This is a genomic window from Streptomyces collinus (assembly GCF_031348265.1).
GTDB lineage: Bacteria > Actinomycetota > Actinomycetes > Streptomycetales > Streptomycetaceae > Streptomyces > Streptomyces collinus.
In genome coordinates this window covers 1,546,280-1,568,721 of record NZ_CP133771.1, presented here as the reverse complement: position 1 = coordinate 1,568,721, position 22,442 = coordinate 1,546,280, and the positions used below count along the sequence as shown (strand labels likewise).

The 22,442-nt window shown below is 71.5% G+C and carries 20 protein-coding genes; 18 read left to right on the top strand and 2 right to left on the bottom strand.

All coding sequences use genetic code 11. The annotated features are described in order from the left end of the window. Positions 1 to 104: 104 nt before the first annotated feature. From RFN52_RS06950 to nusB, 3 genes are read left to right on the top strand one after another with little or no spacing between them, the layout of a single operon-like run. On the top strand, positions 105 to 1,220 hold the full coding sequence (locus tag RFN52_RS06950) for an aminopeptidase P family protein (RefSeq protein ID WP_184843794.1): 1,116 nt from the start codon (positions 105 to 107) through the stop codon (positions 1,218 to 1,220). Between the two features lie 53 nt (positions 1,221 to 1,273). Further along, the gene (efp, locus tag RFN52_RS06945) at positions 1,274 to 1,840 is read left to right on the top strand and encodes an elongation factor P (RefSeq protein ID WP_184843791.1); all 567 of its coding nucleotides are present in this window, start codon (positions 1,274 to 1,276) and stop codon (positions 1,838 to 1,840) included. Positions 1,841 to 1,842: 2 nt separating this feature from the next. After that, positions 1,843 to 2,277 (top strand): transcription antitermination factor NusB, encoded by a 435-nt coding sequence (gene nusB, locus RFN52_RS06940; protein WP_184843788.1) that lies wholly within the window; start codon positions 1,843 to 1,845, stop codon positions 2,275 to 2,277. Positions 2,278 to 2,451: 174 nt separating this feature from the next. Here the strand turns inward: nusB and bldD are convergent, their stop codons facing one another. After that, positions 2,452 to 2,955 carry a transcriptional regulator BldD gene (bldD, locus tag RFN52_RS06935; protein ID WP_006131213.1) on the bottom strand — a complete coding sequence of 168 codons (504 nt, stop codon included), beginning with the start codon at positions 2,953 to 2,955 and terminating at the stop codon, positions 2,452 to 2,454. Between the two features lie 266 nt (positions 2,956 to 3,221). Between bldD and pyrR the strand changes: the two genes are divergently transcribed. The 14 genes from pyrR to RFN52_RS06865 all read left to right on the top strand — a co-directional run bounded on the left by pyrR (position 3,222) and on the right by RFN52_RS06865 (position 20,149). Next, positions 3,222 to 3,788, top strand: coding sequence for a bifunctional pyr operon transcriptional regulator/uracil phosphoribosyltransferase PyrR (gene pyrR, locus RFN52_RS06930; protein WP_062925757.1), 567 nt, complete (start codon positions 3,222 to 3,224; stop codon positions 3,786 to 3,788). Between the two features lie 102 nt (positions 3,789 to 3,890). Next, entirely contained in the window at positions 3,891 to 4,868 is a 978-nt protein-coding gene (locus tag RFN52_RS06925; protein WP_184843785.1) for an aspartate carbamoyltransferase catalytic subunit, read from the top strand. A gap of 5 nt (positions 4,869 to 4,873) precedes the next feature. Then, positions 4,874 to 6,160, top strand: coding sequence for a dihydroorotase (locus RFN52_RS06920; protein ID WP_184843782.1), 1,287 nt, complete (start codon positions 4,874 to 4,876; stop codon positions 6,158 to 6,160). After that, positions 6,157 to 6,726: a PH-like domain-containing protein gene (locus tag RFN52_RS06915; protein WP_184843779.1), complete on the top strand. Its 570-nt coding sequence runs from the start codon at positions 6,157 to 6,159 to the stop codon at positions 6,724 to 6,726. The genes RFN52_RS06920 and RFN52_RS06915 overlap by 4 nt, the downstream gene beginning before the upstream one ends. Beyond that, the gene (gene carA, locus RFN52_RS06910) at positions 6,723 to 7,865 is read left to right on the top strand and encodes a glutamine-hydrolyzing carbamoyl-phosphate synthase small subunit (protein WP_184843776.1); all 1,143 of its coding nucleotides are present in this window, start codon (positions 6,723 to 6,725) and stop codon (positions 7,863 to 7,865) included. Before RFN52_RS06915 ends, carA begins: the two co-directional genes overlap by 4 nt. Beyond that, positions 7,858 to 11,166: a carbamoyl-phosphate synthase large subunit gene (gene carB / locus RFN52_RS06905; RefSeq protein WP_184843773.1), complete on the top strand. Its 3,309-nt coding sequence runs from the start codon at positions 7,858 to 7,860 to the stop codon at positions 11,164 to 11,166. The genes carA and carB overlap by 8 nt, the downstream gene beginning before the upstream one ends. 70 nt (positions 11,167 to 11,236) lie before the next feature. Then, a complete protein-coding gene (locus RFN52_RS06900; RefSeq protein ID WP_184843770.1) occupies positions 11,237 to 12,343 on the top strand; it encodes a quinone-dependent dihydroorotate dehydrogenase in 1,107 nt (368 codons plus the stop codon). Next, positions 12,340 to 13,185, top strand: coding sequence for an orotidine-5'-phosphate decarboxylase (gene pyrF / locus RFN52_RS06895; protein ID WP_184843767.1), 846 nt, complete (start codon positions 12,340 to 12,342; stop codon positions 13,183 to 13,185). Before RFN52_RS06900 ends, pyrF begins: the two co-directional genes overlap by 4 nt. Positions 13,186 to 13,462: 277 nt before the next feature. Then, positions 13,463 to 13,786, top strand: coding sequence for an integration host factor (locus RFN52_RS06890; protein WP_003977346.1), 324 nt, complete (start codon positions 13,463 to 13,465; stop codon positions 13,784 to 13,786). 58 nt (positions 13,787 to 13,844) lie between these two features. After that, positions 13,845 to 14,438, top strand: coding sequence for a guanylate kinase (gene gmk, locus RFN52_RS06885; protein ID WP_031105569.1), 594 nt, complete (start codon positions 13,845 to 13,847; stop codon positions 14,436 to 14,438). 68 nt (positions 14,439 to 14,506) lie between these two features. Further along, complete coding sequence (gene rpoZ, locus RFN52_RS06880) at positions 14,507 to 14,779, top strand: DNA-directed RNA polymerase subunit omega (RefSeq protein ID WP_003988945.1); 273 nt, start codon at positions 14,507 to 14,509, stop codon at positions 14,777 to 14,779. A 114-nt stretch (positions 14,780 to 14,893) separates the two neighbouring features. Continuing rightward, the gene (gene coaBC / locus RFN52_RS06875; protein ID WP_184843764.1) at positions 14,894 to 16,096 is read left to right on the top strand and encodes a bifunctional phosphopantothenoylcysteine decarboxylase/phosphopantothenate--cysteine ligase CoaBC; all 1,203 of its coding nucleotides are present in this window, start codon (positions 14,894 to 14,896) and stop codon (positions 16,094 to 16,096) included. 236 nt (positions 16,097 to 16,332) lie between these two features. After that, positions 16,333 to 17,541, top strand: coding sequence for a methionine adenosyltransferase (gene metK / locus RFN52_RS06870; protein ID WP_184843761.1), 1,209 nt, complete (start codon positions 16,333 to 16,335; stop codon positions 17,539 to 17,541). 454 nt (positions 17,542 to 17,995) lie between these two features. Further along, positions 17,996 to 20,149 (top strand): primosomal protein N', encoded by a 2,154-nt coding sequence (locus tag RFN52_RS06865; protein ID WP_184843758.1) that lies wholly within the window; start codon positions 17,996 to 17,998, stop codon positions 20,147 to 20,149. Between the two features lie 106 nt (positions 20,150 to 20,255). On the opposite strand, the gene RFN52_RS06860 is transcribed toward RFN52_RS06865, so the two are convergent. Then, positions 20,256 to 20,807: a hypothetical protein gene (locus tag RFN52_RS06860; protein WP_184843756.1), complete on the bottom strand. Its 552-nt coding sequence runs from the start codon at positions 20,805 to 20,807 to the stop codon at positions 20,256 to 20,258. Between the two features lie 377 nt (positions 20,808 to 21,184). On the opposite strand from RFN52_RS06860, the gene fmt reads away from it, so the two are divergent. Further along, positions 21,185 to 22,117: a methionyl-tRNA formyltransferase gene (fmt, locus tag RFN52_RS06855; protein ID WP_184843753.1), complete on the top strand. Its 933-nt coding sequence runs from the start codon at positions 21,185 to 21,187 to the stop codon at positions 22,115 to 22,117. Positions 22,118 to 22,442: the final 325 nt, after the last annotated feature.

Genomic DNA, 22,442 nt, shown 5'->3' with positions numbered 1-22,442 from the left:
CACACAGCCCCGAACGGCACCCCTCCCCGCCCGGACATCTCAGGTACCGCCCACTCAGACGCCCTCAACCAGCGCAAAACCGGCGGAGCTCATACGCTCGGGTCATGTCAGAGGTGTACGCGGCCCGCCGGACGCGTCTGAGGGATCACTGCAACGCGGGCGGCAGCGCGGCGGCGCTGGTCTCCCGCCCCGCCAACGTGCGCTATCTCGCGGGCGCCGCCCCGCACGGCGCCGTTCTGCTCCTGGGCAGGACCGAGGAGCAGGACCTCCTGGTCCGTGCCGGGCCCACGGCCGACCGCCCCACGCAGGAGCGTCCCGACGAGGCCCTGCGCGTACAGACCCTGCCCGCAGCCGGCGGTGGTGACCCGGCCGTCGCGGCCGCGCGTCTCGCCGCGGGCCAGGGCGCGGACTCCCTCGCGGTGGAGGAGCACCACCTCACGGTGGCCCGGCACAGGGCCCTCGGCTCGGTCGCCCCCCGGCTGCGGCTCACCGGGCTCGGCAGCGCCGTCGAGCAGCTCAGGGTCGTCAAGGACGAGGAGGAGATCTCCTGTCTGCGCATCGGCGCCGAGATCGCCGACCAGGCCCTCGGCGAGCTCCTGGAGTCGATCCTCGTGGGCCGCACCGAGCGCCACCTCGCCCTGGAACTGGAGCGGCGGCTCGTCGATCACGGGGCGGACGGGCCGGCCTTCCCGACGTCGGTGGCCACCGGGCCGAACGCCGGCCGTCCCGGCCACCGGCCCAGCGACCGCCGGGTCGAGGAGGGCGACTTCCTCTCCGTCTGCCTCGGTGCCACGTACCGCGGCTACCGCTGCGAGATCGGCCGCACCTTCGTCATCGGCACCGCTCCCGCGGACTGGCAGATCGAGCTCTACGACCTGGTCTTCGCGGCCCAGCGGGCCGGGCGTGAGAGCCTGGTACCCGGCGCCGCCTGCCGGGACGTCGACCGCGCCGCACGCCAGATCCTGGACTCCGCGGGGTACACGGAGGGCCTCACGGTCCTGACCGGACACGGCGTGGGGCTCGAAATCGACGAGGACCCTCAATTGAGCCCCGCGGCCATGGGTAAACTGGACGCTTGCGTGCCGGTCACCGTCGAACCGGGGGTCCACCTCCCGGGCCGGGGCGGCGTCCGGATCGATGACACGCTCGTCGTCCGCCCCGAGGCGGACGGCGGACCCGAGCTACTCACCATCACGACCAAGGAGCTGCTCGCCCTGTAGCCAGGCAGGCGCGTGCCCCGGGGTCGTACGTCAGTCCAGGAGATTCCGCAACCGTGGCTTCCACGAACGACCTCAAGAACGGCATGGTGCTCAAGCTCGAAGGCGGCCAGCTCTGGTCCGTCGTCGAGTTCCAGCACGTCAAGCCCGGCAAGGGCCCGGCCTTCGTGCGCACCAAGCTCAAGAACGTGCTCTCCGGCAAGGTCGTCGACAAGACCTTCAACGCCGGCGTCAAGGTCGAAACGGCCACCGTCGACAAGCGCGACATGCAGTTCTCCTACATGGACGGCGAGTACTTCGTCTTCATGGACATGGAGACCTACGACCAGCTGCACGTCGACCGCAAGGCCGTCGGCGACGCCGCGAACTTCCTGATCGAGGGCTTCACCGCCACCGTCGCGCAGCACGAGGGCGAGGTGCTCTTCGTCGAGCTGCCGGCCGCCGTCGAGCTCGTCATCCAGGAGACCGAGCCGGGCGTCCAGGGCGACCGCTCCACCGGCGGCACCAAGCCCGCCATCCTGGAGACCGGCCACCAGATCAACGTGCCGCTCTTCATCACCACCGGTGAGAAGATCAAGGTCGACACCCGCAGCAGCGACTACCTCGGCCGGGTGAACAGCTAACCGTGGCTGCCCGCAACACGGCCCGTAAGCGCGCCTTCCAGATCCTCTTCGAGGGGGACCAGCGCGGCGTCGAGGTGCTGACCGTCCTCGCGGACTGGGTCCGGCTCTCCCGGGCGGACACCCGGCAGCCGCCGGTCAGCGAGTACACGATGGAGCTGGTCGAGGGCTACGCGGAGCACGCGAAGCGCATCGACGAGCTGATCGCGCAGTACTCCGTCGGCTGGACGCTGGACCGGATGCCCGTCGTCGACCGCAACATCCTGCGGCTCGGCGCCTACGAGCTGATCTGGGTCGATGCGACGCCGGACGCCGTCGTCCTCGACGAGATGGTGCAGCTGGCGAAGGAGTTCTCCACGGACGAGTCGCCCTCGTTCGTGAACGGCCTGCTCGGCCGGCTCAAGGAGCTCAAGCCCTCGCTCCGCCGCGACGAGGTCTGAGACGGACCACATGCCGGAGGGCCCGCAGCGTGACTGCTGCGGGCCCTCCGGCGTTTCCGTACGTCCTCGGTGCGGCGCAGGGATGCCAGAGCCGCACAACGCCGCCGGGGTGGCCGAGAACCCTACGGTTTCGGCCACCCCGGCGGCACGTTTCTGCTGGGCCCGCCCAGCGGGTCAGGCGTCCTCGTGGGACGCCACCGCGCGGCGCGCGTCCGCGTCCAGGACACCCCAGCTGATCAGCTGTTCCGTGAGGACGGACGGCGACTGGTCGTAGATGACGGCGAGTGTGCGCAGGTCGTCCTGGCGGATCGACAGCACCTTGCCGTTGTAGTCACCGCGCTGCGACTGGATCGTGGCCGCGTAGCGCTGAAGAGGGCCCGCCTTCTCGGCCGGCACCGTGGCCAGCCGCTCCAGGTCCAGGACCAGCTTCGGCGGCGGCTCCGCGGCCCCGCCCGGGGTCGTGCCCGGAAGCAGTTCCTGCACCGGAACGCCGTAGAAATCCGCCAGCTCGGCAAGACGCTGTACGGTCACGGCACGGTCGCCGCGCTCGTACGAACCGACCACGACCGCCTTCCAGCGTCCCTGGGACTTCTCCTCGACACCGTGGAGGGAAAGGCCCTGCTGGGTGCGGATCGCCCGGAGCTTGGCCCCGAGCTGTTTGGCGTATTCGCTGGACATATAGCTCCCCGGCACTGTGTCGACGCGTCTGGCGTGGGTGCCAGGCCGCGCGGCTGGTAACTCACTGTGAGGTTACGCAGCGTTACTCTGCCGCGTCAAGCCGAATGGTCCGCACCGACTCTTCCGTGATATCGGCGTTCCGTTAGGCCGAGCGGGTGATCCGAGGGGGCCATCGGAGCGACAACGGGGACCTGCTACCGTGTATGGCGCAATCCCGACGTCCTTTAAGGTCCGTCCCGTGAGGCGGAGAAGGAGGTCCGTTTCGTATGGACACGCACGACACGCAGTCCGATGCCCGGCCCGTTCTCGAAGGGCCCGACATCGCGCGGGTGCTGACCCGCATCGCCCACGAGATCGTCGAACGCGCCAAGGGCGCCGACGACGTGGTGCTCCTCGGCATTCCGACCCGGGGCGTCTTCCTCGCCCGGCGGATCGCGGACAAGCTGGAGCAGATCACCGAGCGCAAGGTCCCGTGCGGCTCGCTCGACATCACCATGTACCGCGACGACCTGCGCATGCACCCGCCGCGCGCGCTCGCCCGCACCGAGATCCCCGGTGACGGTCTCGACGGCAAGCTCGTCGTCCTCGTCGACGACGTGCTCTTCTCCGGCCGCACCATCCGCGCCGCCCTCGACGCGCTGAACGACCTCGGGCGCCCGCGCGCGGTGCAGCTCGCCGTCCTCGTCGACCGCGGACACCGCGAACTGCCCATCCGCGCCGACTACGTCGGCAAGAACCTCCCCACGTCGTTGCGGGAGACGGTCAAGGTCCAGCTCGCCGAGGAGGACGGTCGCGACACCGTGCTGCTCGGTGCCAAGCCGACCCCCCGGTAGCGCTCCAGGCGTACGCCGCTGTCGTACGCCGGCTCAGTGCGCGCCCCCGCGCGCCCGTCTGCCCCGAACCTCCCGAATGAACTGCCTTACGGAGCCTGACAGATGCAGCGTCATCTCATCTCGGCCGCCGACCTCACCCGCGACGACGCCGTCCTGATCCTCGACACCGCCGAGGAGATGGCCCGGGTCGCCGACCGGCCGATCAAGAAGCTGCCGACCCTGCGCGGCCGCACGATCGTCAACCTCTTCTTCGAGGACTCCACACGGACCCGGATCTCCTTCGAGGCCGCCGAGAAGCGGCTGTCCGCGGACGTCATCAACTTCACCGCCAAGGGCTCCAGCGTCTCCAAGGGCGAGTCCCTGAAGGACACCGCCCAGACCCTGGAGGCCATGGGCGTCGACGCCGTGGTCATCCGGCACGGCGCCTCCGGAGCCCCGTACCGCCTCGCTAACTCCGGCTGGATCGACGCCGCCGTCGTCAACGCCGGCGACGGCACCCACCAGCACCCCACCCAGGCCCTGCTGGACGCCTTCACCATGCGCCGCCGCCTGATCGGCCCGGACGCCGGACTCGGCCAGGACCTCGAAGGCAAGCGCATCACGCTCGTCGGCGACGTCCTGCACAGCCGGGTCGCCCGCTCCAACGTCGACCTGCTGCACACCCTCGGCGCCGAGGTCACCCTCGTCGCCCCGCCGACCCTGCTGCCGGTCGGCATCGAGACCTGGCCCTGCGAGGTCTCCTACGACCTCGACAGCACGCTGTCCAAGTCCGACGCGGTGATGATGCTGCGCGTCCAGCGCGAGCGCATGAACGCCGCGTTCTTCCCGACCGAGCGCGAGTACTCCCGCCGCTACGGCCTCGACGGCGACCGCATGGCGCGGATGCCCGAGCACGCCATCGTGATGCACCCCGGCCCGATGGTCCGCGGCATGGAGATCACCGCCGAGGTCGCCGACTCCGACCGCTGCACCGTCGTCGAGCAGGTCGCAAACGGAGTGTCCATCCGGATGGCCGTCCTGTACCTGCTGCTCGGGGGCAACGAGCCCGCCGTCACCCACCCCCGTACCGAGGAGAAGTAAGACAGATGAGCAAGATCCTGATCCGTGGTGCGAAGGTGCTCGGCGGCGAGCCGCAGGACGTGCTGATCGACGGCGGAACCATCGCGCAGGTGGGCAGCGGGCTGGCCGCCGAGGGCGCCGAGGTCGTCGAGGCCGGGGGCAAGGTGCTGCTGCCGGGCCTGGTCGACCTGCACACCCATCTGCGCGAGCCCGGCCGCGAGGACTCCGAGACCGTCCTCACCGGCACGCGCGCCGCCGCCTCCGGCGGCTTCACCACCGTCTTCGCCATGGCCAACACCTTCCCGGTCGCCGACACCGCCGGTGTCGTCGAGCAGGTCTGGCGGCTCGGCAAGGAGCACGGCTACTGCGACGTCCAGCCCATCGGCGCCGTCACCGTCGGCCTGGAGGGCAGGAAGCTCGCCGAGCTGGGCGCCATGCACGAGTCCGCCGCCGGCGTCACCGTCTTCTCCGACGACGGCAAGTGCGTCCACGACGCCGTGATCATGCGCCGCGCCCTGGAGTACGTGAAGGCCTTCGGCGGTGTCGTCGCGCAGCACGCGCAGGAGCCACGGCTCACCGAGGGCGCCGAGATGAACGAGGGGATCGTCTCCGCGGAACTGGGGCTCGGGGGCTGGCCCGCGGTGGCCGAAGAATCGATCATCGCCCGGGATGTCCTGCTCGCCGACCACGTCGGCTCCCGCGTCCACATCTGCCACCTGTCGACCGCCGGCTCCGTCGAGATCGTCCGCTGGGCCAAGTCCCGCGGCATCGCCGTCACCGCCGAGGTCACCCCGCACCACCTCCTCCTCACGGATGAGCTGGTGCGCACCTACAACCCCGTCTACAAGGTCAACCCACCGCTGCGCACCGAGCGCGACGTCATGGCCCTGCGCGAGGCGCTCGCCGACGGCACGATCGACATCGTCGCCACCGACCACGCCCCGCACCCGCACGAGGACAAGGACTGCGAGTGGGCCGCGGCCGCCATGGGCATGGTCGGCCTGGAGACCGCGCTGTCAGTGGTGCAGGAGACCATGGTCGACACGGGTCTGCTGGACTGGGCCGGCGTCGCCGACCGCATGTCCGTCAAGCCCGCGCAGATCGGACAGGCCACGGGCCACGGACGACCCGTCTCGGCAGGTGAGCCCGCCAACCTCACCCTGGTCGACACGGCATACCGTGGGCTCGTGGAACCCGCGGGCTTCGCCTCGCGCAGCCGCAACACCCCCTACGAGGGGCGTGAGCTGCCGGGCCGTGTGACGCACACGTGGCTGCGGGGCAAGGCCACGCTCGTCGACGGGAAGCTCACGTGACACCTGTACTCCTGCTGGCCGCCGAGAAGGAATCGGCGCAAGTGACCGACTGGGCCGCCCGCATCGGCTGGGTCGTCGGCCTCGCCCTGTTCGTCGCGCTCGTCTACTGGCTGATGCGCGAGGGCTGGAAGTGGCGCGGCACCCTCCAGGGCGACCTGCCCGAGCTGCCCGCCGCCCCGGACGACCGGGGCCCCGAGAAGCTGAGCCTGAGCGGCCGCTACCACGGCTCCACCACCGCCGGTCAGTGGCTCGACCGCATCGTCGCCCGGGGCCTGGGCACCCGCAGCCGGGCCGAGCTCACCCTCACGGACGCCGGCCTCGATGTCGTACGCCCCGGGGCGAGCGACTTCTTCGTCCCGGTCGCACAGCTGCGCGAGGCCCGGCTCGACAAGGGCATCGCCGGGAAGGTCCTCACCGAGGGCGGCCTGCTGATCGTCACCTGGGAGCACGGCGACCGGCTGATCGACTCAGGCTTCCGCTCCGACCACGCGGCCGAGCACAACGAGTGGGTCGTAGCCATCAACTCCATGATCGAAACGAACACCAGGGAAGGCGCCGAACGATGACCACCTCCACCAGGGGAGCCGCCAAAACTCCCGCCGTACTCGTCCTGGAGGACGGCCGGATCTTTCGCGGCCGTGCTTACGGGGCCGTGGGGGAGACCTTCGGCGAAGCGGTGTTCTCCACCGGCATGACCGGCTACCAGGAGACCCTCACCGACCCCTCGTACCACCGCCAGGTCGTGGTGATGACCGCGCCGCACGTCGGCAACACCGGCGTGAACGACGAGGACATGGAGTCGAAGAGGATCTGGGTCTCCGGCTACGTCGTGCGCGACCCCGCGCGCGTGCCGTCCAGCTGGCGCTCCCGGCGCACGCTGGACGCAGAGCTGGACGCCCAGGGCGTCGTCGGCATCAGCGGCATCGACACCCGCGCCCTCACCCGCCACCTGCGCGAGCGGGGCGCCATGCGCGTCGGCATCTTCAGCGGCGGCGCCGTCCAGGACGACGCCGCGCTGCTGGCCCGCGTCCAGGAAGCCCCCCAGATGAAGGGCGCGAACCTCTCCGCTGAGGTCGCCACCACCGAGCCCTACGTCGTCCCGGCCATCGGCGAGAAGAAGTTCACCGTCGCCGCCGTCGACCTCGGCATCAAGGGCATGACCCCCCACCGCATGGCCGAGCGCGGCATCGAGGTGCACGTACTCCCGGCGACCGCGACCGTCGAGGACGTGTACGCGGTCAACCCGGACGGCGTGTTCTTCTCCAACGGCCCGGGCGACCCGGCCACCGCAGACCACCCCGTCTCCGTGATGCGGGGCGTCCTGGAGCGCGGCACCCCGCTCTTCGGTATCTGCTTCGGCAACCAGATCCTGGGCCGCGCGCTCGGCTTCGGCACCTTCAAGCTGAAGTACGGCCACCGCGGCATCAACCAGCCGGTGCAGGACCGCACGACCGGCAAGGTCGAGGTCACCGCGCACAACCACGGCTTCGCCGTCGACGCCCCGCTCGACCAGGTCTCCGAGACCCCGTTCGGCCGCGCCGAGGTGTCCCACGTCTGCCTGAACGACAACGTGGTGGAGGGGCTCCAGCTCCTCGACCGCCCCGCCTTCAGCGTCCAGTACCACCCCGAAGCGGCAGCCGGCCCGCACGACGCCGCCTACCTGTTCGACCGCTTCGTATCCCTGATGGAGGGCCAGCGTGCCTAAGCGCACCGATATCCAGTCCGTCCTGGTCATCGGCTCCGGCCCGATCGTCATCGGCCAGGCCGCCGAGTTCGACTACTCCGGCACCCAGGCGTGCCGCGTCCTGAAGGCCGAGGGCCTCCGGGTCGTCCTGGTGAACTCCAACCCGGCGACGATCATGACCGACCCGGAGATCGCCGACGCCACCTATGTCGAGCCGATCACCCCCGAGTTCGTCGAGAAGATCATCGCCAAGGAGCGCCCCGACGCGCTGCTGCCCACCCTGGGCGGCCAGACGGCCCTCAACACGGCCATCTCCCTGCACGAGGCCGGGACGCTCGACAAGTACGGCGTCGAGCTGATCGGCGCCAACGTCGAGGCCATCAACAAGGGCGAGGACCGCGACCTCTTCAAGGAGGTCGTCGAGGCCGTCCGCGGCAAGATCGGCCACGGCGAGTCCGCCCGCTCGGTCATCTGCCACTCCATGGACGACGTGCTCCAGGGGGTCGACACGCTCGGCGGCTACCCGGTCGTCGTCCGCCCCTCCTTCACCATGGGCGGCGCCGGCTCCGGCTTCGCCCACGACGAGGAGGAGCTGCGCCGCATCGCAGGCCAGGGCCTCACGCTCTCCCCGACCACCGAGGTGCTCCTGGAGGAGTCCATCCTCGGCTGGAAGGAGTACGAGCTGGAGCTGATGCGTGACAAGCACGACAACGTCGTGGTCGTCTGCTCCATCGAGAACTTCGACCCCATGGGCGTGCACACCGGCGACTCGATCACCGTGGCGCCCGCGATGACGCTCACCGACCGCGAGTACCAGACCCTGCGCGACATCGGCATCGCCGTGATCCGCGAGGTCGGCGTCGACACCGGCGGCTGCAACATCCAGTTCGCGGTGAACCCCGAGGACGGCCGGGTCATCGTCATCGAGATGAACCCGCGCGTGTCGCGCTCCTCGGCGCTGGCCTCCAAGGCGACCGGCTTCCCGATCGCCAAGATCGCCGCCAAGCTCGCCGTCGGCTACACGCTGGACGAGATCCCGAACGACATCACCCAGGAGACCCCGGCCTCCTTCGAGCCCACGCTCGACTACGTGGTCGTGAAGGCCCCGCGTTTCGCCTTCGAGAAGTTCCCGAGCGCGGACGCCACCCTCACCACCACCATGAAGTCCGTCGGCGAGGCCATGGCCATCGGCCGCAACTTCACCGAGGCCTTCCAGAAGGCGCTGCGCTCGCTGGAGAAGAAGGGCAGCCAGTTCACCTTCGTCGGCGAGCCCGGCGACAAGGTTCAGCTCCTGGAGCAGGCGGTCCGGCCGACCGATGGCCGGATCAACACCGTCATGCAGGCCATCCGCGCGGGCGCCACGCCCGAGGAGATCTTCGAGTACACGAAGATCGACCCCTGGTTCGTCGACCAGCTCTTCCTGATCAAGGAGATCGCGGACGAGCTGGCCGAGGCGCCCGAGCTGACCACCGACCTGCTCGCCGAGGCCAAGCGGCACGGCTTCTCCGACGCGCAGATCGGTGAGATCCGCGGCCTGCGCGAGGACGTCGTCCGCGAGGTCCGGCACGCGCTGGGCATCCGCCCGGTCTACAAGACCGTCGACACCTGCGCCGCCGAGTTCGCCGCCAAGACGCCGTACTTCTACTCCTCCTACGACGAGGAGACGGAGGTCGCCTCCCGCGAGAAGCCGGCCGTCATCATCCTGGGCTCCGGCCCGAACCGCATCGGCCAGGGCATCGAGTTCGACTACTCCTGCGTCCACGCCTCCTTCGCGCTCAGCGACGCGGGCTACGAGACGGTGATGGTCAACTGCAACCCGGAGACCGTCTCCACCGACTACGACACCTCCGACCGCCTGTACTTCGAGCCGCTGACGCTCGAAGACGTGCTGGAGATCGTGCACGCCGAGCAGCAGGCCGGACCGGTCGCGGGCGTCGTCGTGCAGCTCGGCGGCCAGACCCCGCTGGGCCTGTCGCAGGCGCTGAAGGACAACGGCGTGCCGATCGTCGGCACCTCCCCGGAGGCCATCCACGCCGCCGAGGACCGTGGCGCCTTCGGCCGGGTCCTGGCGGAGGCCGGCCTCCCGGCCCCCAAGCACGGCACCGCCACCACCTTCACCGAGGCCAAGTCCATCGCCGACGAGATCGGCTACCCGGTCCTCGTGCGCCCGTCCTACGTCCTCGGCGGACGCGGCATGGAGATCGTCTACGACGAGACCCGGCTGGAGTCCTACATCGCCGAGTCGACCGAGATCAGCCCCTCGCGGCCGGTCCTGGTCGACCGGTTCCTCGACGACGCGATCGAGATCGACGTCGACGCCCTCTACGACGGCGAGGAGCTCTACCTCGGCGGCGTCATGGAGCACATCGAGGAGGCCGGCATCCACTCCGGCGACTCGGCGTGCGCCCTGCCCCCGATCACGCTCGGCGGCTTCGACATCAAGCGCCTGCGCGCCTCCACGGAGGGCATCGCCAAGGGCGTCGGGGTCCGCGGCCTGATCAACATCCAGTTCGCGCTCGCCGGCGACATCCTCTACGTCCTGGAGGCCAACCCGCGCGCGTCCCGGACCGTCCCCTTCACCTCGAAGGCGACGGCGGTGCCGCTGGCCAAGGCCGCCGCCCGGATCTCACTGGGCGCCACGATCGCCGAGCTGCGTGCCGAGGGCCTGCTCCCGGCGACCGGCGACGGCGGCGAGCTGCCGTTCGACGCGCCGATCTCCGTCAAGGAGGCCGTCATGCCGTGGTCGCGCTTCCGCGACATCCACGGCCGCGGCGTCGACACGGTCCTCGGCCCGGAGATGCGCTCCACCGGCGAGGTCATGGGCATCGACTCCGTCTTCGGCACGGCGTACGCCAAGTCGCAGGCGGGCGCCTACGGGCCGCTGCCCACCAAGGGCCGCGCGTTCATCTCGGTCGCCAACCGCGACAAGCGCTCGATGATCTTCCCGGCCCGCGAGCTGGTCGCGCACGGCTTCGAACTGCTCGCCACCTCCGGCACCGCCGAGGTCCTCAAGCGCAACGGCATCAACGCCACCATCGTGCGCAAGCAGTCCGAGGGCACCGGGCCGAACGGCGAGAAGACCATCGTCCAGCTCATCCACGACGGCGAGGTCGACCTCATCGTCAACACCCCGTACGGCACGGGCGGCCGCCTCGACGGCTACGACATCCGTACGGCTGCCGTGGCGCGCTCCGTGCCCTGCCTGACGACGGTCCAGGCACTCGCGGCGGCGGTCCAGGGCATCGACGCCCTCAACCGCGGCGACGTGAGCGTCCGCTCGCTCCAGGAACACGCGGAACACCTGACCGCGGCCCGCGACTAGCAGCCCCGAGGGGGACACCGGAAACGGTGTCCCCCTCTTCGTGAGGACGCCATGTCTTCGTGAGGACACCATGTACAAATACTTCTTCCGACTCGTCTTCAAGAGGTTGGACCCGGAGCAGGCCCACCACCTGGCCTTCCGCTGGATCCGCCTGGCCGCCCGCGTGCCCGTGCTGCGCACCTTCCTCGCGGCCGCCCTCGCGCCCCGCCACAAGGAGCTGCGCACCGAGGCCCTGGGCCTGCGCATGCACGGCCCCTTCGGGCTCGCCGCGGGCTTCGACAAGAACGCCGTCGGCATCGACGGCATGGCCATGCTCGGCTTCGACCACGTCGAGATCGGCACGGTGACCGGCGAGCCACAGCCCGGCAACCCCAAGCGGCGGCTGTTCCGCCTGGTCAAGGATCGGGCGCTGATCAACCGCATGGGCTTCAACAACGACGGCTCGCTCCGGGTCGCCGCCCGCCTGGCCTCGCGCACGCCGGTCTTCAAGCCGGTCGTCGGCGTGAACATCGGCAAGACCAAGGTCGTCCCCGAGAAGGAGGCCGTCGCGGACTACGTGAAGTCCGCCGAGCGGCTCGCGCCGTACGCCGACTACCTGGTCGTCAACGTCTCCTCGCCGAACACGCCGGGCCTGCGCAACCTCCAGGCGACGGAGGCGCTCCGCCCCCTGCTGAGCGCCGTCCGCGAGGCCGCCGACCGCACGGCGTCGGCCCGCCGCGTCCCGCTCCTCGTCAAGATCGCACCGGACCTCGCCGACGAGGACGTCGACGCCGTCGCCGACCTCGCCGTGGAGCTCGGTCTGGACGGGATCATCGCCACGAACACCACCATCGCGCGCGAGGGCCTCGGCCTGAAGTCAGACCCCACCCTGGTCAAGGAGACCGGCGGCCTGTCCGGAGCGCCCCTGAAGAACCGCTCCCTGGAGGTCCTGCGGCGCCTCTACGCGCGCGTGGGCGACCGGATCACCCTGGTGGGCGTCGGCGGCATCGAGAACGCCGAGGACGCCTGGCAGCGCATCCTGGCCGGCGCCACGCTGGTCCAGGGCTACAGCGCCTTCATCTACGAGGGGCCCTTCTGGGGCCGCGCGATCCACAAGGGGCTCGCCGCTCGCCTGGCCACGAGCCCCTACGCCACGCTCGCCGACGCGGTGGGCGCCGACGTGAGGAAGACGGCATGAGTGGTCTCGAACCCTTCGGCGCGCGCCTGCGCCGCGCCATGGACGAGCGCGGCCCGCTGTGCGTCGGCATCGACCCGCACGCCTCCCTGCTCGCCGAGTGGGGCCTGAACGACGACGTGGCGGGCCTGGAGCGGTTCAGCCGCACGGTCGTCGAGGCGGTGGCCGACCGGGTCGCCGTGCTCAAGCCGCAGAGCGCGTTCTTCGAGCGCTTCGGCTCGCGCGGCGTCGCCGTCCTGGAGAAGTCGGTCGCCGAGGCCCGCGCGGCGGGCGCACTGGTCGTCATGGACGCCAAGCGCGGCGACATCGGCTCGACCATGGCCGCCTACGCCGAGTCCTTCCTGCACAAGGACGCGCCGCTGTTCTCCGACGCCCTGACGGTCTCGCCGTACCTCGGCTACGGATCGCTCAGCCCGGCCGTCGCGCTGGCCCGGGAGAACGGTGCGGGACTCTTCGTACTGGCCCTGACGTCCAACCCGGAGGGCGGCGAGGTCCAGCACGCCGTGCGCTCCGACGGCCGGAACGTCGGAGCGACGATGCTGGCGCACCTGGCCGCCGAGAACACGGGGGAGGAGCCCCTGGGGTCGTTCGGCGCGGTCGTCGGCGCCACCCTCGGTGATCTGTCGACGTACGACCTGGACATCAACGGCCCGCTCCTCGCACCCGGCATCGGCGCCCAGGGCGCCACGCCGGCCGATCTTCCCGGGGTCTTCGGTGCGGCGGTGCGCAACGTCGTGCCGAACGTCAGCCGGGGAGTGCTACGCCACGGTCCCGACGCGGTCGCTCTGCGTGACGCCGCGGAGCGCTTCGCGGAGGAGATCCGGCACGCCGTGACGCCCTCGTGAGGCGGTCCAGACCTTACCGCGAGACCTCCGATGAGTGGTCAGGGGGCCGCTTGAGTCTGAATACATCCTCAAATCCGGGGCAGTATGTCCTAAATGTCCGTTCAGATGAAGGCTGACCAGGACTTTTCCGCTGTTCTCGCTGACTCTGGCGGACTTGCCCGCTAGTCTCCGACGAGAGAACGGGCAAGCGTGTGTTGCTCGTGGCTCCCCAGGTGTGGGGCGACTAGGTTCCTCACCGGTCCGTATCCGACAGTTCGACATCCGAGGTGACGTAGGCGTGGCTCTTCCGCCCCTTACCCCTGAACAGCGCGCAGCCGCGCTCGAAAAGGCCGCCGCGGCTCGCCGGGAGCGGGCCGAGGTCAAGAATCGACTCAAGCACTCCGGCGCCTCCCTTCACGAGGTCATCAAGCAGGGTCAGGAGAACGACGTCATCGGCAAGATGAAGGTCTCCGCCCTCCTCGAGTCGCTGCCCGGCGTGGGCAAGGTCCGCGCCAAGCAGATCATGGAGCGACTCGGCATCTCCGAGAGCCGCCGCGTGCGGGGTCTCGGTTCCAACCAGATCGCCTCCCTGGAGCGCGAGTTCGGCAGCACCGGCTCCTGAATCGGGAGCTCCGGGGAAGCGAGTCCCGGGCACTCCGCGATTGCTGGATAATCGCTGCATGGCTGCAACACCCCGGGGGACGTCCCCCGTACCCCCGGACGTACGTCCGCGGCTGACCGTGCTCTCCGGCCCCTCCGGGGTCGGCAAGAGCACGGTCGTCGCTCATATGCGCAAGGAGCACCCCGAGGTCTGGCTCTCGGTGTCGGCGACGACCCGCAAGCCCCGCCCCGGCGAGCAGCACGGAGTCCACTACTTCTTCGTCTCCGACGACGAGATGGACAAGCTGATCGCCAACGGGGAGCTGCTGGAGTGGGCCGAGTTCGCCGGCAACCGCTACGGCACGCCGCGTGCGGCCGTGCAGGAGCGCCTGGAGAACGGCGAGCCCGTCCTCCTGGAGATCGACCTGCAGGGCGCCCGCCTGGTCCGCGAGTCGATGCCCGAGGCCCAGCTGGTGTTCCTCGCTCCTCCCTCCTGGGAGGAGCTCGTGCGCCGACTCACCGGGCGGGGCACCGAACCGCCCGAGGTGATCGAGCGCCGGCTCGAAGCGGCGAAGATCGAACTCGCGGCGGAGCCGGAGTTCGACACCACCCTGGTCAACACCTCCGTCGAGGACGTAGCACGCGAGCTGCTAGCCTTGATGGACGTCGTGTGACCATCGCCGATCGTTACGGTCGGCCGATCAGCCCGACAAATTCTTTCCCATCCATCGGAAGGTAGAGCGTGTCCTCTTCCATCTCCGCGCCCGAGGGCATCATCAACCCGCCGATCGACGAGCTCCTCGAGGCCACCGACTCGAAGTACAGCCTCGTGATCTACGCGGCCAAGCGTGCCCGCCAGATCAACGCGTACTACTCGCAGCTCGGCGAGGGCCTCCTCGAGTACGTCGGTCCTCTCGTCGACACCCACGTCCACGAGAAGCCGCTCTCGATCGCCCTCCGCGAGATCAACGCGGGGCTCCTGACGTCCGAGGCCGTCGAGGGCCCGGCGCAGTAAGTAAGATTTACAGCTTGACGCTGACTTATCCACAGGCCCGGCAGGCCGACTGCCGGGCCTGTGGTGTGTCATGGAGTCGTACGGTGTGCCGGTTGCCGAGGTCCGGGGAGAGACGTGGACAAGCCGAAGGTCGTTCTGGGGGTCAGCGGGGGCATCGCCGCCTACAAGGCCTGTGAGCTGCTGCGGCGGCTGACGGAGTCGGGCCACGAGGTGCGGGTGGTCCCCACGGCGTCCGCACTGCACTTCGTCGGCGCCGCCACCTGGTCCGCGCTCTCCGGCCACCCCGTCTCCACCGAGGTCTGGGACGACGTGCACGAAGTCCCGCACGTCCGCATCGGGCAGCGGGCCGACCTGGTCGTCGTCGCCCCCGCCACCGCCGACATGCTCGCCAAGGCGGCCCACGGCCTCGCCGACGACCTCCTCACCAACACCCTGCTCACCGCCCGCTGCCCGGTCGTCTTCGCCCCCGCCATGCACACGGAGATGTGGGAGCACCCGGCCACCCAGGAGAACGTGGCGACGCTGCGCCGCCGCGGCGCCCTCGTCATCGAACCGGCCGTCGGCCGCCTCACCGGCGTCGACACCGGCAAGGGCCGGCTGCCCGACCCGGGCGAGATCTTCGAGGTCTGCCGCCGTGTCCTGGCCCGGGGCGTCACCGAGCCCGACCTCGTGGGCCGGCACGTCGTCGTCAGCGCCGGCGGCACCCGCGAGCCCCTGGACCCCGTCCGCTTCCTCGGCAACCGCTCCTCCGGCAAGCAGGGCTACGCCCTCGCCCGCACCGCCGCAGCCCGCGGCGCCCGCGTCACGCTGGTCGCGGCCAACAGCACCCTGCCGGCCCCCGCGGGCGTCGACGTCGTGCCGGTCGGCACCGCCGTGGAGCTGCGCGAGGCGGTGCTGCGGGCCGCCCCGGAGGCCGACGCCGTGGTGATGGCGGCCGCGGTGGCGGACTTCCGCCCGGCGGCCTACGCGTCAGGGAAGATCAAGAAGAAGGACGGCCAGGAGCCGGAGCCGGTCACCCTGGTGCGGAATCCGGACATTCTCGCGGAGATCTCGGCCGACCGGGCCCGCCCCGGACAGGTGATCGTCGGATTCGCCGCGGAGACGGACGACGTCCTGGCCAACGGCCGCGCCAAACTCAAGCGCAAGGGCTGCGATCTCCTGGTCGTGAACGAGGTGGGGGAGCGGAAAACCTTCGGTTCCGAGGAGAACGAGGCGGTCGTGCTGGGCGCCGACGGCAGCGAGACCGCGGTGGCGCACGGACCCAAGGAAGCCCTGGCCGAAACCGTGTGGGACCTGGTGGCCGAGCGCCTGGGCTGACGGCTCATGGGCCGCGTACCACGCGAAAGTGGGCGGATCCGGGCGTGGCGCCTCTGGCCAACGTCACTCGGTATTGGGCAGAATGCCCGTGCCGCAGGTCACAGCACTCCCGAGTGGCGAGACGGGGGGACCGTGGCCGAAGCGTGACCCGTAAACTGTTCCACGGACGGCGCCGGGTGCAGCCCCCGCCGTCCGCCAATGATCAGCCAGCAGCCGCTGCAACCTCAGGGAGCGTTGTGTCCCGTCGTCTGTTCACCTCGGAGTCCGTCACCGAGGGTCACCCCGACAAGATCGCTGACCAGATCAGCGACACCATTCTCGACGCGCTTCTGCGCGAGGACCCGTCATCCCGGGTCGCCGTCGAGACCCTGATCACGACCGGCCTGGTGCACGTGGCCGGCGAGGTCACGACCAAGACGTACGCGGACATCGCGACGCTGGTCCGGAACAAGATCCTCGAAATCGGCTACGACTCCTCCAAGAAGGGCTTCGACGGCGCCTCCTGCGGCGTGTCGGTGTCGATCGGCGCGCAGTCCCCGGACATCGCCCAGGGCGTGGACACGGCGTACGAGAACCGTGTCGAGGGTGACGACGACGAGCTCGACAAGCAGGGCGCGGGCGACCAGGGCCTGATGTTCGGCTACGCGACGGACGAGACGCCGACGCTGATGCCGCTGCCGATCTTCCTGGCGCACCGCCTGTCGAAGCGCCTGTCCGACGTGCGCAAGAACGGCACGATCCCCTACCTGCGCCCGGACGGCAAGACGCAGGTCACCATCGAGTACGACGGTGACAAGGCGGTCCGCCTGGACACCGTGGTGGTCTCCTCCCAGCACGCCTCCGACATCGACCTGGACTCGCTCCTGGCTCCGGACATCAAGGAGTTCGTCGTCGAGCCGGAGCTCAAGGCGCTGCTGGACGAGGGCATCAAGCTCGACACGGAGAACTACCGTCTCCTGGTCAACCCGACCGGCCGTTTCGAGATCGGCGGCCCGATGGGTGACGCCGGCCTGACCGGCCGCAAGATCATCATCGACACCTACGGCGGCATGGCCCGTCACGGCGGTGGCGCGTTCTCCGGCAAGGACCCGTCCAAGGTCGACCGTTCCGCGGCGTACGCGATGCGCTGGGTCGCGAAGAACGTCGTGGCCGCGGGCCTCGCCACCCGCTGCGAGGTCCAGGTCGCGTACGCGATCGGCAAGGCCGAGCCGGTCGGCCTGTTCGTCGAGACCTTCGGCACCGCCAAGATCGAAACGGAGAAGATCGAGAGGGCGATCGACGAGGTCTTCGACCTCCGTCCGGCCGCCATCATCCGCGACCTCGACCTGCTCCGCCCGATCTACTCCCAGACCGCCGCGTACGGCCACTTCGGCCGTGAGCTGCCCGACTTCACCTGGGAGCGGACGGACCGCGTGGACGCGCTGCGCAAGGCCGCGGGGCAGTAAGACCCGTCCCTCGGGGCATCGCGTGAGGCCCGGCACCCTTCGGGGAGCCGGGCCTCGGGCGTGCGTTCCGGGCCTCGTGGGGGCCTGCTCACGGCTGGCGCGGCCGCTTCCGTCTCCGCGTGCGCTCCGGGCCTGGTCGGGGCCGGCTCCCGCCGTGTGCGGGCCGCTCCCGTCTCCTGCCGCCCCGTCCCGCGCGGGCCCCTTTCTGCCCTGCGGGCCTTCAAAACGGCTCGCGGACGGTGGCGGCCGCTCTCTACGGTGGAGGGCGCCGGGGCGCCCGGTGCGAAGGTGACGGATACTTCTGGGCTCGATGCAGCCCCCGCGGGTTCGAATCCCGCCGTCGGCCGGGCCGTGCCCGGTGGCGTGGCCGAGTGGTCCAAGGCGAGTGCGCGCCGTCACCACGAGGGACCTCGGGCGCCTCCGCCTGTCAGTGGTGTTTGGTAAGAATGCAAGCGTGAGCAGCGAGAACGAACAGGCGGGCGGCGGGGCCGAGGGTGCGCCGCCCGAGCAGCTCGCGCTCATCCGGGACAGCGTGCGCAAGGCCAGGACGCCCCGGGCCAAACCGCGCACCTGGCGGGGGGCCGCGCTCGCCAAGGAGCTCCCCGTCGCACGCGTCCTCGTCGACAAGGGCGTCCTCCATCTCGACCGGTACTTCGACTACGCCGTGCCCGAGGAGCTGGACGCGGACGCCCGGCCGGGCGTGCGGGTGCGCGTGCGGTTCGGGGCCGGGCGGCATCGCGTGCGGGACGGACGGCGCGAGGGCGGCGGACTGATCGACGGGTTCCTCGTCGAGCGGCTGGCCGAGTCCGACTACTCCGGGCCGCTGGCAGCCCTCGCCCAGGTCGTGTCGCCCGAGCAGGTGCTCAGCGAGGAACTGCTGGGGCTGGCCCGGGCGGTCGCCGACCGGTACGCGGGCAGCCTCGCCGACGTCCTGCAGCTCGCCGTGCCACCGCGCAACGCCCGAGCCGAGCAGCGGCCCTCCCCACAGCCGCTGCCACCGCCCCCCGCGCCCGAGGCGGCATCCTGGCAGCGCTACGAGCGGGGAGCGGCCTTCCTGGCGTCGCTGGCCTCGGGTGGAGCGCCCCGGGCCGTGTGGAACGCGCTGCCCGGGCCGCAGTGGAGCGATGAGCTGGCCCGGGCCGTCGCCGCGACGCTGGCCTCCGGGCGCGGGGCGCTCGCCGTCCTGCCCGACGGACGCGCGGTCGCGCGGGCCGACGCCGCCCTGACCTCTCTGCTCGGGAAGGGGCGGCACGCGGTGCTCACCGCCGACGCCGGCCCCGAGAAGCGGTACGCGCAGTGGCTCGCGGTGCGGCGCGGCTCCGTACGGGCCGTGATCGGGACCAGGGCCGCGATGTTCGCGCCCGTCCAGGACCTCGGCTTGGTCGCCCTCTGGGACGACGGCGACGACAGCCACAGCGAGCAGCACGCCCCGCAGCCGCACGCCCGCGAAGTGCTCCTGCTGCGGGCCGCGCAGGACAAGTGCGGTTTCCTGCTGGGGAGCTGGGGCTGCACGGTGGAGGCCGCGCAGCTCGTCGAGAGCGGCTGGGCGCGGCCGCTCGTCGCGGGGCGGGAGCGGGTCCGGGCCGCCGCTCCGCTGGTACGGACCGTCGGGGACCAGGATCTCGCCCGTGACGAGGCCGCCCGGGCCGCCCGGCTGCCGACCCTCGCCTGGCAGGCCGTCAGGGACGGTCTGCGGAGCGGCCCGGTGCTGGTGCAGGTCCCGCGCAGGGGATATGTGCCGCGCATGGCGTGTGCCAACTGCCGGGCGCCCGCGCGCTGCCGGCACTGCTCGGGGCCGCTGGAGGCGCCGGACGGCGGTGCGCTGAACTGCGGGTGGTGCGGACGCGAGGAGAGCGGCTGGCACTGCCCGGACTGCGGCTCGTTCCGCCTGCGCGCCTCGGTCGTCGGGGCGCGGCGGACCGCCGAGGAACTCGGCCGGGCCTTCCCCGCCGTGCCCGTACGCACCTCGGGGCGGGAACACGTGCTCGACACGGTGCCAGGGGCGCCCGCGCTGGTGGTCAGTACGCCAGGGGCCGAGCCCGTCGCCGAGGGCGGGTACGCGGCGGCGCTGCTGCTGGACGGCTGGGCGATGCTCGGGCGGCCCGACCTGCGGGCCGGGGAGGACGCGTTGCGGCGGTGGATCGCGGCCGCGTCGCTCGTCCGGCCGCAGCCCGACGGCGGCACGGTGGTGGTCGTGGCCGAGCCGACGCTGCGGCCCGTGCAGGCGCTCGTCCGATGGGATCCCGTCGGTCATGCGGTGCGGGAGCTCGCCGAGCGTGCGGAGCTGGGGTTTCCGCCGGTGTCGCGGATGGCGTCCGTGTCGGGCCCCGCGGAGGCGGTGGCCGACTTCCTCCGCGCGGCCGAATTGCCGCCCGAGGCCGAGGTGCTGGGGCCGGTGCCGTTGCCCGTGTCCGCAGCCGGGCGACCGCGGCGGGCGGGGGCGCCGCCGCCCGGGGAGCCGTGGGAGCGGGCGTTGCTGCGGGTGCCGCCGGGGAGGGGCGCCGCGCTGGCGACCGCGCTCAAGAACGCGCAGGCCGCGCGGATGGCCCGGGGGAGCGGGAGCGGGGCCGGTGTGTGGGTGCGGGTGGATCCGGCCGACATCGGGTGATGCGTGGCCTGTGTCGGCGGGCGCCCGCTGGGGTCTGTTCTGCTCATCGGCCGGATACGCGACTGCCCTCCCGGGGCGGTCCGGGAGGGCAGGGCAGAGGGGGGCGTCAGCCGTTGCGCGGGCCAGGGAAAGCCGTGGGCCTCGCCTCGTCGCGGAGAGCGGGGCTGCCGGCTGTCGGCTGGGTGGGCATGGAGCGGGCCGCGGGGACCGTCGGGACCGTGGGCAGGCCGGTGGTCACATTGACCGCGCGGCCGGCCGCAGGGGTCGGCTCCGGCGTGCGCTCCGGCTCGGGCGTGGCCGCCGGGGCCGTGGCACGCCGGGAGCCGTAACGGCGGTGGACCGCCTGCTTGGTGACTCCGAGCGCGGAACCCACCGCGTCCCACGAGAAGCCGAGCGAGCGGTCGAAGTCCACGGCCGCAGTGACCAGGGTCTCGACACTGTCCCGCAGCTCCTGGGCGAGACGTACCGTCGGGGCGGGGGCGCGTCCGTAGACGACGAAGCCCGTGGAGGGGCCGGAGCGGCGCGGGCGGTAGACGTTGCCCAACTGGGCGGTCAGTGTGCGCAGTGCGTCCACCTGCCGGCGGACCCGCTCGATGTCCCGCACCAGCAAGTGCAGGCTGGCCCGAGCCTGGGCGTCGTGGGTTGCGTGGTCGGCCATGAACAAGCCTCTCGAACCGGCGATGAGATGAAAGGAATGGGCCGCGATCGCGGCCCGGTGTGGTCAACTCTGTCTTGACCAACGCGGATTCGCTCCGCTGGTCACGGTGTGGGGGCGCGGGGGCATACGCGTGCGCCCGTTTGCGCGGGGCGTGCGCCTCGGCTTCCGGCTTTCGCCGCTCGTCTCCCGCCCGCGCACCGCCTGGAGCAGCCGATCGCGAGGCCGAGCCCTCCTGTATCGCGAGGCCGAGCCCTCCTGTATCGCGGGGCCGAGCCCTCCTGTGGGGGCTGAGCGCCGTCGGCGGCTTTCCGTCCCGGGCTCATAGACTTGGGCGCGCTGCCCGTCCGATTCCCGCCCCGAGAGGCCCCCACCACCCCATGAAGCTCGTCTTCGCCGGTACACCCGAGGTCGCCGTTCCCGCCCTGGACGCTCTGCTCGCCTCCGGACGGCACGAGGTGGCCGCCGTCGTCACGCGGCCCGACGCGCCGGCCGGGCGCGGGCGCAGGCTCGTCGCGTCGCCCGTCGCCGAGCGGGCGGAGGAGGCCGGGATCGAGGTGCTGAAGCCGGCGAAGCCGAAGGACCCGGAGTTCCTGGAGCGGCTGCGGCAGATCGGACCGGACTGCTGTCCCGTGGTCGCCTACGGGGCGCTGCTGCCCCGGGTCGCGCTCGACATCCCCGCGCACGGCTGGGTCAATCTGCACTTCTCCCTGCTCCCGGCCTGGCGCGGTGCCGCGCCCGTGCAGCACGCCATCATGGCCGGCGACGAGATCACCGGGGCGTCCACCTTCCTGATCGAGGAGGGGCTCGACTCCGGCCCGGTGTACGGCACGGTGACCGAGGAGATCCGGGCCACCGACACCAGCGGGGACCTGCTGACACGGCTGGCGTTCGCCGGCGCCGGGCTGCTCGCGGCGACCATGGACGGCATCGAGGACGGCACGCTGAAGGCCGTACCGCAGCCGGCCGACGGGATCAGCCTCGCCCCGAAGGTCAACGTCGAGGACGCGCACCTGGACTGGAACGCACCCGCGCTGCGCATCGACCGGATGGTGCGGGGCTGCACCCCGGCCCCCGGCGCCTGGACCACCTTCCGCGGTGAGCGGCTCAAGCTCATCCAGGTCACGCCCGTGCCCGACCGGACGGACCTCGCCGCCGGGCAGATCGCCGCCGGGAAGAACAACGTCCACGCCGGCACCGGCTCCTACGGCGTCGAGCTGCTGTGGGTGCAGGCCCAGGGCAAGAAGCCGATGCGGGCGGCGGACTGGGCCCGCGGGGTGCGCATCGGGGAGGGCGAGCGGCTCGGGGGCTGAAGCCGGAAAGCGGGCCGGCGGTCCGGCGCGGCGCGCTGCCGCGGTCACGTCACGCCTCGGCAACTCCGAGACTGAAACCGGAGTGACGCCGGCAGCCTGGTTTGCTGCCCTGCCGTCCGGTCACATCCCGCGTGACGACGTGGCCCGCGGCCTGCTGCCGTCGCGGTCCCCCGTCCGGCGACTCCGCGGGCGACGCAGGAGCGGCGTCCGCGACCTGGCTCGGCGCGCTGTCGGCCGGTCAAGCTCGCGTTGACGACGCCGGCGGTGACGACGTGGTCCGCGGCCCTGCTGCCGGTCACGTCCCTCGTCCGGCGACTCCGCGGGC